Annotated in this window: 11 protein-coding genes; 5 read left to right on the top strand and 6 right to left on the bottom strand. The window is 47.6% G+C overall.

The genetic code is table 11. The features are described from left to right. Nucleotides 1-39: 39 nt before the first annotated feature. The 3 genes from AB4114_RS30970 to AB4114_RS30960 all read right to left on the bottom strand — a co-directional run bounded on the left by AB4114_RS30970 (nt 40) and on the right by AB4114_RS30960 (nt 6,474). Nucleotides 40-1,497 carry a stalk domain-containing protein gene (locus AB4114_RS30970; RefSeq protein ID WP_441991861.1) on the bottom strand — a complete coding sequence of 486 codons (1,458 nt, stop codon included), beginning with the start codon at nt 1,495-1,497 and terminating at the stop codon, nt 40-42. 460 nt (nt 1,498-1,957) lie between these two features. Then, entirely contained in the window at nt 1,958-4,921 is a 2,964-nt protein-coding gene (locus AB4114_RS30965) for a DEAD/DEAH box helicase (protein WP_441991860.1), read from the bottom strand. Further along, nucleotides 4,918-6,474, bottom strand: coding sequence for a hypothetical protein (locus tag AB4114_RS30960; RefSeq protein WP_441991859.1), 1,557 nt, complete (start codon nt 6,472-6,474; stop codon nt 4,918-4,920). Before AB4114_RS30960 ends, AB4114_RS30965 begins: the two co-directional genes overlap by 4 nt. A 111-nt stretch (nt 6,475-6,585) precedes the next feature. Here AB4114_RS30960 and AB4114_RS30955 point away from each other — a divergent pair, with 111 nt between their 5' ends. Together AB4114_RS30955 and AB4114_RS30950 are read left to right on the top strand one after the other, a co-directional pair. Beyond that, nucleotides 6,586-6,723, top strand: a complete 138-nt coding sequence (locus tag AB4114_RS30955; protein WP_441991858.1) for a hypothetical protein — start codon at nt 6,586-6,588, stop codon at nt 6,721-6,723. Between the two features lie 66 nt (nt 6,724-6,789). After that, nucleotides 6,790-7,164: a hypothetical protein gene (locus AB4114_RS30950; protein WP_441991857.1), complete on the top strand. Its 375-nt coding sequence runs from the start codon at nt 6,790-6,792 to the stop codon at nt 7,162-7,164. A gap of 304 nt (nt 7,165-7,468) precedes the next feature. Here AB4114_RS30950 and AB4114_RS30945 read toward each other — a convergent pair whose 3' ends face one another. From AB4114_RS30945 to AB4114_RS30935, 3 genes are all read right to left on the bottom strand, one after another. After that, nucleotides 7,469-8,275, bottom strand: a complete 807-nt coding sequence (locus AB4114_RS30945) for an exonuclease domain-containing protein (protein WP_441991856.1) — start codon at nt 8,273-8,275, stop codon at nt 7,469-7,471. Between the two features lie 46 nt (nt 8,276-8,321). After that, nucleotides 8,322-9,473, bottom strand: coding sequence for an MFS transporter (locus tag AB4114_RS30940; protein WP_171635013.1), 1,152 nt, complete (start codon nt 9,471-9,473; stop codon nt 8,322-8,324). A gap of 88 nt (nt 9,474-9,561) precedes the next feature. Further along, nucleotides 9,562-10,359 (bottom strand): helix-turn-helix domain-containing protein, encoded by a 798-nt coding sequence (locus AB4114_RS30935; RefSeq protein WP_441991855.1) that lies wholly within the window; start codon nt 10,357-10,359, stop codon nt 9,562-9,564. A 129-nt stretch (nt 10,360-10,488) separates the two neighbouring features. Here AB4114_RS30935 and AB4114_RS30930 point away from each other — a divergent pair, with 129 nt between their 5' ends. The 3 genes from AB4114_RS30930 (at nt 10,489) to AB4114_RS30920 (ending at nt 13,296) form a co-directional block, all read left to right on the top strand. Beyond that, nucleotides 10,489-11,328 carry a phytanoyl-CoA dioxygenase family protein gene (locus tag AB4114_RS30930; protein WP_441991854.1) on the top strand — a complete coding sequence of 280 codons (840 nt, stop codon included), beginning with the start codon at nt 10,489-10,491 and terminating at the stop codon, nt 11,326-11,328. A gap of 135 nt (nt 11,329-11,463) precedes the next feature. Then, nucleotides 11,464-12,303, top strand: a complete 840-nt coding sequence (locus AB4114_RS30925) for a glycosyltransferase family 2 protein (RefSeq protein WP_441991853.1) — start codon at nt 11,464-11,466, stop codon at nt 12,301-12,303. A gap of 33 nt (nt 12,304-12,336) precedes the next feature. Next, nucleotides 12,337-13,296, top strand: coding sequence for a glycosyltransferase family 4 protein (locus AB4114_RS30920; protein ID WP_441991852.1), 960 nt, complete (start codon nt 12,337-12,339; stop codon nt 13,294-13,296). Nucleotide 13,297 lies beyond the last annotated feature (1 nt).

Below are 13,297 nucleotides of genomic sequence, written 5' to 3'. Positions count from 1 at the left end.
TGTTTGAACTACCAGTTTTTTTAACATCATAAAATGCAATTAAGGCAAACGCACCGATGCGCGGTACAGTTTGCTGTTCCACTCAACCGAGCTTTTGAGCGATTCAGCGACTAGACGAAGAGGGACATACATTCGGCTATCGCTCATAATTTGCAAGGGAACAGGGACAGAAACGGATTTGCCGTTTACGGTAGCGACAGAACTCCCGTCCTGCAGCTTCAAAGTAACACCAGCATTCGTAATCGTTGCCGTTCGGGTTGACGCATCCCAAGTAAACTTGGCATTCATGGCCGTAATGAAGGGACGAATCGGGACGACCGTCGTTTCTTTATCGATGAAACCGGAAAAATCTGAGATATATTGACCGTTAATATCAATTTGTACTTTAGGCTTTTCCAGCTTGCGGACGACAAATACATTGCTAAGCTTCCGTCCCGGATAAGTYATCATCGTGCTGTTTGCATAAAGGCCGGAGCTTGAACCGCCATCCATATTCATCGCTTCTTTTAATCCAAGTGCAATCGAAATTGAAGCAAGCTCGGATAAGGTAGCGCTAGGTACCGTGCCCATGACTAGTTGATTAGAGCCATCGATCCCAACAAAGCTTCTAGCCGCAGAAGATTGTGTGACTTTTGGATCCGTAAATCCATCTCTACTTACATTGATATCTGAGGCGCCATTCGTTACAAGCTTCGGACCTACGCCGATGGCGGACAGCCAGGTTTTGGCGTCGAGACTGCTTCCGCCTTCCCCTTTGGCAATAATATCCTTCGTAATTCTGTCACCTACGTCCAGTTTGGTCAGTACGTTCTGCTTATTGTTGGCGCTGTTACCAACGAATAAAACATAACCACCTTCCGGAACTGATACGGAATCCTGCGTAATGCGTGTGACCAGTCCATCGCTGATCACCACTTTGGTGCCATTAGGGAAGCCGATCCAGCGGCCAAAATCTGACGTATACCAGACAATCTGGTCGGTGCTCGTGTCTCCGTAATATTTGTTAATACCCCAAGGATTAATGGTGTAGGTACCGCTGCCCTCGCTGGTGCGAATGGCAATATCGAGATTGACAAACTGAATGTCAGGCACCTTATCTTTGTTTAGAAAAAGCGTCTGATTTTCCCCAGAATGCATCGGCTCACCAGACTTCAGCAGCGTCCCGTTGGGGTAGCGGATATAAGGATCAGACTCGTAGGCGTTGAAGAATGTCCCGTTAATCGCTGCGACTCCGTTCTCTCGCTCCACAATGGATTGCATGGCTTCGTCGTGTCCGATACCACCATCGGCTAAGGCCGGAACAAGTTCAAGCGTCGGATCAGTGAGGTCAACCGTTACCGTTTTGACTGTGAAGTTTTTGCCGGCAGCGTACACGAGTTTCGTTGACGCGTTAACGGATGGGGAGTAGGCTGCGGATACGGATGACGCTCCGCCAGTGAGAAGTGCTGCTGTTAGGAGTAAGGCAGTTGCTGGTATGACAAGTTTCGAATGAAACATAAGGTTGGGTCTCCTTTTAATGAATGTGGATGTCGAAATTTGATGAATTATATACGTCTAGTATAACATTCGGAGGAGTTGTGGTGTTTTAGACGCAGGTAGATTGTAAGATAGAAGCGTATCTAGCTAGTGGTGGATAGAGATTCGGTAGCGTGCTCCGCAGATTTTGTGTAGTTGAGTGAAGGTGGAGTGAGGTGAGCTGCTGGCGAAGCCGGCGGAAGAGCAGCAAGCAAAGACAATAGCGCCCTTTTGGGGCGCTATTATCCGTTCGCGAGCCGCCGCGGGTGCCGATAAGGCCCTTTTCGGGCCTTAAGTCAGGCGAAACCGCCGCAGAAGCAGCGGACCAAAGACAATAGCGCCCTTTTGGGGCGCTATTGTCCGTTCGCGCGTCGCCGCGGGAGCCGATAAGGCCCATTTCGGGCCTTAAATCGTCCTTCGCTACCTTCGCTGCCGCTGCTAATCACCAAGATTTACGCAGCGTAAACAAATCCTGCAGCTCATCATTGGAAAGCTCCGTAATCCAGCCTTCGGAGGAGGAGATGACGTTGTCGCTGAGGCTCATTTTGCTCTCGAGCATCTCGTCGATCCGCTCTTCCAATGTGCCGAGCGAGATGAACTTGTGGACCTGTACGTTCCGTGTTTGGCCCATGCGATACGCCCGGTCGGTCGCTTGGTTCTCGACCGCGGGGTTCCACCAGCGGTCGAAGTGGAACACGTGGTTCGCCGCGGTCAAGTTCAACCCGACGCCGCCGGCTTTCAGCGACAGCACGAAAATACTCGGTCCCTCGCCATCAGCGGCTTGGAACCGCTCAATCATGCGGTCGCGCTCCTGCTTCGGCGTGCTCCCGTTGAGGTAGAACACCGGCTCTCCGCGCTGCGCGGAGAGCACACTCGCCAGCATGCGGCCCATGCCCACATACTGCGTGAAGATCAAGCACGAATCGCCCTCGTCGCGGAGCTCATCGACCATGGCAACGAGCCGCTCCAGCTTCGCGGAGCGCAGCACTAACTCTGCGCGGCTTTCCTCGCTGGCAGCCATTTCCTCAGCCAGCTCCGCTTCCTTCGTAAGTAGCATCGGATGATCACACAGCTGCTTCAGCTGTGTCAAAGCACCAAGGATCGCGCCTTTGCGCTCCATACCCTCGAGCTTCTTCATGCGCTCCATCAGATCCTTGACGGTCTGCTCATACATCGCGCCTTGCTCGGCCGTCAAGTTGATGTAGACCTTCATTTCCAGCTTATCCGGCAAATCGAGCTGGATGGCAGGATCTTTCTTTTTGCGCCGCAGCATAAAAGGTTTTACCAACTGTTGAAGCTGCGCAGTCCGTTCAGTATCCTGATGTTTCTCGATTGGATTCGCGAAGCGAACTTGAAAACCGCGCTGATTCCCGAGATAACCTGGATTCAGGAAATCATAGATGGACCACAGCTCTGATAATCGATTCTCAATTGGCGTACCCGTGAGAGCGATGCGATGAACAGCGTTCAATGAGCGGATGGCGGCGGACTGCTTGTTTTGGGCATTTTTAATATTTTGAGCTTCATCCAAACAGAGGGAGCTCCACATATACGGCTGAAGTGTTTCTTGATCCATAAGTGCTGTCGTGTAGGAAGTCAGGACGATATCGACTCCTTGCAAAGCATCATCCAGTGCAGCTCCGCCCAAACGACCTTTCCCGTAATGCAGCATCACATTCAGTTCAGGAGCGAAGCGCGCAAGCTCCTTCTGCCAGTTCCCCAGTACAGAAGTAGGGCAAATGAGTAACGCAGGCTGCTCAGAAACCGGCTTGTGATGCAGTAAATAGGTGATGAATTGGACGGTTTTACCGAGTCCCATATCATCTGCCAAGCACGCACCGAGGCCGAACTTTCGCAGATAGGTCAACCACGTAAACCCTTGGTGCTGATAACCGCGCAACTCGGCGCGAAGCCCTTGCGGTACGGGGATAAGCTCGAGATCGGATGGCTGTCCTAGCTGCCGAACCAACTTAAGCAGATGTCCGTTCAACTCCACTTCAAGTTGTAAACGAGCTTCTTCTTCAGGATCAACCTCATCCAGATGATCGCCATCCCATTGGGAGGATTTCACCTTATCTCGCTCTAGCTCACTCAACAGGTGCAGCTGGAAAATATCTTGCAGCGACAAGCCCTCAGCGGGATCAATACTATCCATCAACCTACGGATTTGTTCAAGAAAGGCAGGGTCCAAATAAATCCACTGCCCGCGGAAACGAACTAATCGTTCATTGCGCGTTAGCAAGCTGTTGAATTCCGCTTCGCTTAGCTCGGAATCACCAATGGCGATACGCCAATCGAAATTAACGAGCGAGTTCATTCCGAATAAGGACTCGGTTTTGCCACCGCCGCCGGCTCCGCTGCCTGCTTCTGCAGCAACTTTGGCACTCAGGCGAGGCTTCCGCTTCGCCGCGGCTTCCCACCAAGCCGGCAACATGACGTTCCAGCCGTCTTCCAGCAAAATCCGGCTGTCCTTGGTCAGGAACGTCCAAGCCGAATCATCGCTCATCGGATGAGCGAGTAGTTCCCCGTCATCGGCCATACGGGGAAGTGCTTCTAACAAGCGCGTTACCCAGCCGGGTGCACGCTCCACCACATGCGGCGTCCACTCCGACGCCCATTGGCCTGAAGCTGTTCCATCCACGTGCAGTCGAATCGGAGTGAGCAGAGTGCTGTCGTGCTTGTCCTGCAGGACGAGTCGCAACCGCCAGTCTTCTTCAAGCTCATCAGGCTCAAGCAGTTGCAGCGCAGGGCGGAAAGGCGCTAAATCTGGTCGCCAACCCATGGCTGAGAGCCATTCATTTTCCGTAAAAGCAGCGGGGGAATCGTCCGCTGTGTTAGCTTTCCGATTGGTCGCAAATAAAGCCGGATAATCGCGACGTAAATCGGCCATTGCAGTCGCATCCGCATAATGTGCTTCTACCACTGCAGCCGAAAAGGCAGCGCGTAAACCAGTCTCGCCAAGGTCATCGATGCTCTCGAGCATTCGCGAATCCACGTCCGCAAGTTCATCCGCATTCCGATCCCAAGTCCATACTAACTGACCTTTGCGGAAATCCTCATAGCTTGGTAAATAGTGCCCTTTCTGAGCAGCTTGATAGAGAAGTGGAGCAAGATGCAACATCGTCTTTGAAGACTCTGTGCCCATTTCCCAACTGACAATATCCATGAAATTCGGCTCGGCAAAGAAGGCAAGAACCTGCTCAGCAGGGAGAATCGTCACGACAAGCTCGCCAGCTTGCTGCGTTTCTAATAAAGTGCCATAGAGCGAAGGTTCATGCCATGTGAATAAGAGCTTGCGGAAGTGGTCACCAGAGACGTCTCGGCCATCTTTAAAGCCCCAGAGCAAGGCATCTCCACTATCTGTTAAGGACATACATAGCGACATTTCGTGCAGTTTGGTGCTCATTCTAGCAGCTTCCCTTTCTTCAATTCTTCCTGCAATGCGCGCAGCCTGCTAAACCGACTGACGAATCGGGTGAAGAACGCTTCCCATCGTTCGGGTTGCTTCATTTTTTTATATACCTTTTCCAAACGTTTCAGGAGCCGTACTGCCGATTTGTAGTCATGTCGGTTTTTGAGCCGAATATAGTGCTCCACCGCTTGGTGATAATAAGGTAGTAGTAGCTCAGGAGACTCCTTCTCAATGGGTTGCAGCACATGAACGCGATGTGTAAAAGGGTCGTAGCCCTGTGCAATTTGCATCTCAATCCACGGCTTCCATTGGCGCTTCTCATAGTAGAGATCTTCAATTATGCGGTAAGTTGTTGGCAAAAGCTCTCCTAACGACTGCCACATGTCAGCTTCGGCTTCAGGCCGTTCAGCGACGACCAGCTTCCAATAGGAGACGTAGGCGTCAACTTCGAGATGTCTTTTTCCCTGATAGAAAGAACTCAATCTAAGCAACCAATGAACCATCTCTTGCCAATCCTGAGCGTGCTTCATGTAGTCAAGGAACGGTACGAACAGAAGCGTTGGCGCTTCCTTGAATGTTGCGTGTGAGACTAATGTATCCCAGGCCTGACGTGAGTTCCCTGGACGAAGATACAGATACGCTCGTCCTGCACATAGGGAAAAGGAGAGATCTGCCGCTTCCATTTCTTCGAAAGCTGTTATCTCTGAAGCGATGAGGCTTGCCTCAATGGGGACATGATAAGCCCAGAACGTCGTAAACACCCTGAAGTGATGCAGCTTCTTCGGTGATTCGATCGCCATTTGCCCGCGAAGATAAGCGGAAGTCTGAGTTAATCTCTGCTCATGCTGCCCAACATTCAACGTCTTGGCCGTTTCTTTCAACCACTCATCCAGCTCATCACTCAAATGATAGACGGTTGCAGCCGTGAAAAAGGTGATACCAGCTTGGGCGTTCTGCTCTACGATTTTGCGTAAAATGAACAATCGCTGATGGAATTCGAAATAAAACAGGTCCGCTTCAGAGAACGGAATCGATCTACGCTTGAGATTCGCGAATTGCCCCCTCAGCAATTCAACATAGTTCCATTGATCATAGGAGGGCTTGAGGTGAAAGGTGTAGTGCTCCATGAACTTGTGCCAACCATCCACAGTCATCCCTGGAAGTTGCTCCAAATTTGATGCGTTGGAGGATTGCGCAGCTACGCGTTTCAACGCCATTTTGGCATTCATGATTTGGGAGGCTGGATAGCCTTGGCGATCAGCCAGCTCCATTAAGGTTGCCGCAACATGTTTGCAGGAGGTCTTAACAGGGCAGGTGCAAGAGCTGGCTTTCAATTGATTCAGGTCAATCGCAACCTGACATTTCTCGCCAAACTCCTCCACGACGGCGTTAACCTTCCTCAGCTCTGTAGTTATATTCAATGACGTTACCATTTGCTGTTTATAAAAATGAAAGCCCCGACTTAACGTAACTTCGTTGTACGTTTCGGCCACATATTCAAGCAATTTCGACCATTGGTCATCATTCAAAATAGGTGTAGAAGACATGAATTAACTCCTTTTGGTTCGTACGATAAGAACACATGTCTCTATTATAAAATGCCAGAACTAACTTGTAAATTTAATAGGGGTCAAACGATTGTTTCAGCTGTGATTTTGATGCCATTTGTTTGGATGTTGACGACATCGCTCAAGGATCAGACACTACCGATTGCCATGAAGTTATTCACCGATACAGCAGGTACGGATTGGCACTTGTTAATGGCAGCTTCCATGATGGCCACCGTACCTACTTGACAATTCATACTGTAATTATTATAATTACAGTATGAATTAACATTTCGAGTGAAGGTGGCGAGGCGTATGTTGAATGTTGCAATTGGTGATTKGGTAGTCGCAACAACAAGTGAAGATGAAATGGTTCATGGGTATGTGGGAGCGATCGCTTGGCAGCATGGTGTCGCCTTCGTTCATGTCATTGCTTCGGATCAAGATGACATTATTGGACATCAAATTGAAGTGAAACTCTCCAGTGTGAAGACACTACCAATAAGCGGACTTGATTCAGAAGATGGCGTACGCAGCATGATTGACATTGCTCTAGGCATCAAGGATGAGATGTGGTTTATGGAGCTAACCGATACGTTACTTTCCTTACAGTCTAATGGATCCAAGACGACCCAAGACAATGTGATCACCGGTTTCTATGCGAACCGTTTGGGCGTGGATCAGCTGTAATGGTTGGAGAAAGCTCAATATGTAAATGAAAGGAGCTAAGCTGCTTATGCGCTTAGCTCCTTATTTGTGACCATGAAAATGAACCGATGAAGGGGAACGTAGGTGTGCTATTTTACGGAAATCGTTCGATACGGGCTCCAAGGGGAACGTAGATGCACTATCTAGCTTATTTTTGAGATTAATAATGCTTTTCGGAGAAATAAGGCACTGTAGTTCCCCTTCGATGACGATTTAACTGATTTTCTCACAAATAGTGAACCCTCGTTCCCTCCCAGTAGGGATGGGGTTGAGACAACACAGTGCACTATTGCGATGCTGTGTTCTCCTTAGCGGCCGTATTGACCGCGGACTTCGCGGCTGGCACACCTTTCGCGACTTCGGCTGCGAATAGTGTCTGCATTTCGTCGACTTTTTTAGCGTCGGCTGCTTCTATTTTATCCGCGAAGTATTTCTCGACGAAAAGCTCCCAGGTCGGAACGACCTTTTGCATATGGATGGTTTTTACGGCTGTTTTGATCAGCCTGCGTTCCTTGGCATTCGTGTACATGTCCACATACTGTTGCTTGCGGTCAAAATCCAGTTCGGAGAAGATCGAGCGGAATACTTCCGCTGTCATCTTCGCATCGTCTAACGCTCTGTGAGCCGTGCCCTCAGCGGCGATGTTCAAATCAACAAGCGCGGCTTCGACGCTGACGTCATTCGTTACTTTTTTGAAGCGGGTGAACCCTTTCAATAAGTCGAAATAGTGAGCCGCCATCCAATACGCATCATCTAACTTATGCATTCGTGTATCAAACACGATTCGCTTGAGATCTTCGCCGCCCCAAGTGACCAGCAACAATTCTTCACTCCGTCCAAGCCAAGCTAAGAAGTCGGTAATCACTTTGCGGAAACCAGCCGCTTCGTCAATATCTTCTTGGGGAATCCCGGTTTTCTTTTTAATAAATGCATTCAATTTAGAGAAATATACTGGCTTAATCAAGGCTGAGAATTCATCTACTTGCTGAAGAGAAGCATCTAAACGAACTGCACCGATCTCAATTACTTCCATAGGTAAATCACTGGCAAACTTGCGGCCGTTAAATTCGATATCTAATATAATGTAATCCATGATGTGCCCCCGTTTCTTCCTATCCTATCATTTTAGCAGAAAAAGCTTAGGTTGCCAGCTTCTGTTTACGATAGACCGCACGCAGCACCAGACTTAACAAGAATCCAGAGAATGACAAGACCGACACCCAGATAAATAACGTGTGTACACCAAAGGTCTGATAGAACCATCCACCAAGATAAGAAGCGACGATACCCGAGACCCCGAAGAAGATGATTGCTAGCACGGTTTGTCCCGTTGCACGCCACTCCTCAGGGACAATCTGATACAAGTACTGAATCGCGGCTGAGTAAAAAATAGGGAATGTGAACGTTTGGAGAAGCTGAATCGCAACAAGCACATGGGGATCCGTTACCCAAGCGCTGATGAAGAAGCGCAAGAAGTAGAAGAACGCAGCGAATGAAATAAGCGCTAATTCTTTACCTTTTCGAAGCCACCAGAAGCTTATAGCGAATACTAGAATTTCACTCCCAGCTGCTAAGAAAAAGGCAATGCCAACCAAATGATTACTGCCGCCTAATTCACGGATATAGACACCAAGAAATGTATCGTTAATCCGCTGCGGGACTGCACAAATGAAGATTAAAACCATAAACCAAATGGTTTCTTTATTACTTAGAAAATTTCGCAGACTGCGCAGTGAGATGGGCTTCCCAGTCACAGGCGCATCAGGCAGCGCGAAGCATATGATCAAGCTCAATATACCAATGCCGCCAAACAGGTAGGCCAAGCTATGGATACCGAAATACTGCGCCGCATAGCCTACAATTAACGACATCACAGCGTAGCCGACTGCACCGAATGTACGTATGGAACCATAACTCGTGCCAAGCCGTTCTGCGGTCTGGAAGTTTAGGCTTTCTGTCAAAGGATCCAGCGGCATTAAGAAAAAGTAAAGCAGCATCGTAAATAGAAGAAGCACGATAAAGCTCTTGGAATCGTACAGCAAGTACCCGATGATGGTGGAACAGAAGAGAAGAAGTAACATGATTTTTTTGATCGTTTTCGTGCGATCGCTGATCATGCCCCATAGAGGCTGTGAAAAGATGGCGATGAAACCACCAGTTCCGATGATGAGACCAATTCGGGATGTGGAAAGTCCCTGCGCGTCCAAATAGACGGGTAGAAAAGAGACGAAGAGGGCAAGTAATGCGAAATACATAAAGTTAAACGATCGCAATAAATTGGATGAATGCATGATGACCTAACCTTCCTTGAAGTACTAGCACGATGCTGTCGTGAATGTACATTTTATCACGCTCAGCCAAAGTTGCAAAAAAAATTTATCAGGAGCGAAGCTGAGAGGGGTTCGTTCCTGTCACTTTTTTGAATTGGCGGCTAAAGAAATAAATACTTCGATAACCAAGCGCCTCAGCGACTTCACTGACATTCATCCCAAGCTTAAGCAAATAGGAGGCACGTTCAATTCTGGACTGAATGAGATACGATTCAATCGTCTGGCCCATGATTTCTTTGAATTTTAGGGAGAAATATCGTGGAGATAGATGAGCTTCTTTGGCTAAATCTTGAATGCTATGCTGCCGCCCGGGATCTTGCCGAATGTGAGCCGCGATATCCATCATGACTCGATTCATTGAGCGCGACGCTGGATCACCCTGAGGTTGATGGTCAGGTGCTTGACGTTCAAAAAGCAAAAGAATGAGTTTGAGCAACGTTTTCGCTTCTTCTTCATGCCCATACGCTTTGGTATGTCGTACTTGTACGAAACGATCTAGATAGCTCTCGTGGAACTCAGTGGGATCGAAATGGACGAAAGATGGCAGAGACATTGGGTACGAATGATCCCCTTCAGCAGAGAAATGGATATACGTAACGGTCAGAGGACGTTCGGGATTATGCTTCGCACTGGACAAGTCCCCTGGCTTAAACAAGAAACAATCACCGCTACTCACGTGGTAACGTTTGCTATTTAAGGTGACCTCACCTTCACCATCCCATACATACCAGAAATCGAAGTCTTGGAAAGGCTCATGCTCACGGCTGCTCCATTTCCAATTCACCTCACAAATGGTCTTACCGAAATAGCTATTGAGCTCTAGCACCTGGGATGAGAAAACTGACATGCAAGATCACTGCCCCTCTATGTAAAATAGTGCAAATTGTATGGTGTTTGAATGCATTTATTTTACTATGTTCTATTCATATAATAAAGATATGAATCGTTAAATTATTTAAACGGAGGGGTTACCGTTATGCCTAGAACTGAACCAACCGATCAATCTCCTGAAGAAATTTCGGCAAAGCTTTACCGTTACGACCGTATTGCAGATAAAATTGAGGGTGGTAACAATTGGAATGAGTCTCATCTCGCCGATTATTGGAGAAATGGCTTCGCGGCGGTCGAACATGTATTAGATGAAGAAGAAATTCAGAATTCGAAAGAAGCTTTGTATGACCTTATTTTTAAAGATAATAAAGGGGCACTCATCCAATTCTCAAAGCCGAAAAGTGAATTGAAAACGGACGAAGAGAGGGAACTATCGGTTAGAAAGGTACACGAGTTCGTTCAGGTGGACGAACGCTTGCGATGGATTGCGGAGCATCCTGCGATCCTTGCCATCGTTCAAGATATTCTAGGAGAAACACCGCGGCTTGTTCAGGATATGGCATTGCTTAAACCTCCGCATGGTGGAGGGGAGAAGCCGTGGCATCAAGATATGGCCTATGGGAATTTGGCATATGAGAAACCTGTGGTTGGTGTGTGGATCGCACTAGATGAAGCAGCGCTTGATAATGGTTGTATGCATGTCATCCCTGGTTCACATGCCGATGGGGCAACACCACATTATGCCATTCGAGACTGGCAGCTGTGTGATACGCATGTACAAGTAGAAAGAGATGTCGCTGTGCCTTTATTACCTGGAGGTATATTATTGTTCCACGGGTTACTCAAGCACGGTACGCCTTATAATCTATCTACGAAGAAACGTCGCGCGTTGCAGTTCCATTATGTAGGCGAATCAGCCATTAAACTTACACCGAAAGAGTATAAACGATTTTTTACCAATGAGATGAGCGGCGCTGAGTGCTAGCTGTAGGGAGTCCTCTTTCCGATAGTAGGAAAGGGGCTTTTTTTCATGTTTCAGCGAGCCTGCACCATATGAAAATCAAATGAATACTTATATTATGGTCATTTTAAAAGGGGCGAGTTGAAAGGGGGAAATGGGATGCCTTCACTTATTTCAATCGTCATGCTGACATGGAATGGATTGAAATTTACGAAAGAATGCGTAGAAAGTATTTTGCGACATGCCGATGACAACATAGAGATTCAATTCGTGTTTGTAGACAATGGATCGACGGATGGTACTGTGGAGTACTTACAAACAATTCCTTCCTCTAAGCTCATATGTAATGAGGATAATAAAGGGTTTGCCGCTGGAAACAACCAAGGGATCGCAGAAGCTGACGGTGAATACATTTGTTTGCTGAATAACGATACCGTTGTTACCGAAGGTTGGTTAATTCGTTTACTGGGATGCCTTCAAAAGAATCCAAACATCGCTATCGTTGGGCCCCGTTCTAATAATGTCGCTTGGTCGCAGCTCGTCTATAATGTTCCCTATAAGTCCTCTGCTGAGATGGAGGTTTTTGCCTCCCATTGGTCGCTGATGCATAAAGATCAAGGCTTCTTCCCTCATAAATTAATCGGGCATTGCATGCTTTTTCATAAAGATCTTATTCGAACAATAGGTGGGCTGGACGAAAGGTTTTTCCCAGGCAATTATGAAGATGACGATTTCTGTTTACGAGCCCGTGTCAGCGGTCAAATTCTGTGGGTAGCGAATGATGTTTACATTCATCACTATGGAGGAAGTACGTTCCAATCGAACAAAACGAATTATTCAGCAAGCGCCTACTCGAATGCAGAACGATTTGCCAGAAAGTGGTCGTTAGGCATAACGGGTTTAGAGCTGGATCAATTCGGATACAATCCCTCAGAGCTTGTAGAGAGAGAGAAGCCTTTTCGAATAGAACGACATTATATACCTATTAGTAAGAAGTAGTATCTCATTGGGAATCTTGTAGGAGGAAAAGGAATGAGGATTGCACTGATAAGTCCCGATTATCTTCCTGTCCCACCCGTAAAATACGGCGGCATAGAGCGAGTTGTTTATACGCTGGCAGAGGAGCTAGTAGATCGGGGGCATGAAGTTATTCTTTATGCTCCCTTTGGAAGTCAGGTTCGAGGAAAGTTAATGCCTTATTTGCACGAGGGGCATGACATGTGGCGAATTCCTGGCTTTGTCAAGCTAACATTGCCACCAGGGGTTGATATCATTCATGACCACACGCAGCTCTCCGTTGTAGGGCAAAAGAAACTCGCGGTACCAACGGTTTGTACGATTCATAATCCATTAACCAATCCGGTTAAACATGCCGTCTATTTAAGCAAAAGACATCGGGACTTGTTCGGCACCCCACATGATCACGTCGTTTATAACGGATTAAACCCGGATGAATTTCAATTCTCCGATCAAAAAGATGATTATCTGCTGTTCATTGGAGCTATTATTCCTTATAAAGGCGTCCATCATGCGATTGAAGCGGCAGAGCGAGCGGGCCAAAGGTTAATTATAGCTGGACCGGTCTATGATCATGACTATTTCCATAAAGAGATTCTCTCCAAGACCTTGTCGAATCCATCTATTCAATATGTCGGTGAAGTCGGAGGGCAAGCTCGACAAGATTTATTGAAGCATGCCAGATGCATGTTATTTCCGACACTGGTTGAGGAGCCATTTGGTCTCGTCATGACGGAAGCTATGGCCTGTGGAACACCTGTCTTGGCCTTGCCAAATGGATCTGTTCCTGAAGTAATGAGCGGGTTTCCTCAATTGATATGCCGCTCTGTCGAAGAGATGACGAATAAATTGATCCATGAGACACTTCCGGATCCATATGAGCTCCGCGAATATGTCCTCGAGCATTTTACAACAAGTGCGATGACCGACAAATATCTCGAGATTTACCAATGCATTATTGATGAAGAAAGTTGAT

The organism is Paenibacillus sp. 2RAB27 (assembly GCF_052115445.1).
Taxonomy (GTDB): domain Bacteria; phylum Bacillota; class Bacilli; order Paenibacillales; family NBRC-103111; genus Paenibacillus_E.
The sequence above is the reverse complement of the archived record's forward strand: the minus strand, read 5'-3'. Positions and strand labels throughout refer to the sequence as shown.

Bases quoted from the DNA above. Each gene is read 5' to 3' on its own strand.
- AB4114_RS30920 (WP_441991852.1), top strand. From the start codon at position 12,337: ATGAGGATTGCACTGATAAGTCCCGATTATCTTCCTGTCCCACCCGTA.
- AB4114_RS30965 (WP_441991860.1), bottom strand. From the start codon at position 4,921: ATGAGCACCAAACTGCACGAAATGTCGCTATGTATGTCCTTAACAGAT.
- AB4114_RS30925 (WP_441991853.1), top strand. From the start codon at position 11,464: ATGCCTTCACTTATTTCAATCGTCATGCTGACATGGAATGGATTGAAA.
- AB4114_RS30940 (WP_171635013.1), bottom strand. From the start codon at position 9,473: ATGCATTCATCCAATTTATTGCGATCGTTTAACTTTATGTATTTCGCA.
- AB4114_RS30960 (WP_441991859.1), bottom strand. From the start codon at position 6,474: ATGTCTTCTACACCTATTTTGAATGATGACCAATGGTCGAAATTGCTT.
- AB4114_RS30930 (WP_441991854.1), top strand. From the start codon at position 10,489: ATGCCTAGAACTGAACCAACCGATCAATCTCCTGAAGAAATTTCGGCA.
- AB4114_RS30955 (WP_441991858.1), top strand. From the start codon at position 6,586: ATGCCATTTGTTTGGATGTTGACGACATCGCTCAAGGATCAGACACTA.
- AB4114_RS30935 (WP_441991855.1), bottom strand. From the start codon at position 10,359: ATGTCAGTTTTCTCATCCCAGGTGCTAGAGCTCAATAGCTATTTCGGT.
- AB4114_RS30945 (WP_441991856.1), bottom strand. From the start codon at position 8,275: ATGGATTACATTATATTAGATATCGAATTTAACGGCCGCAAGTTTGCC.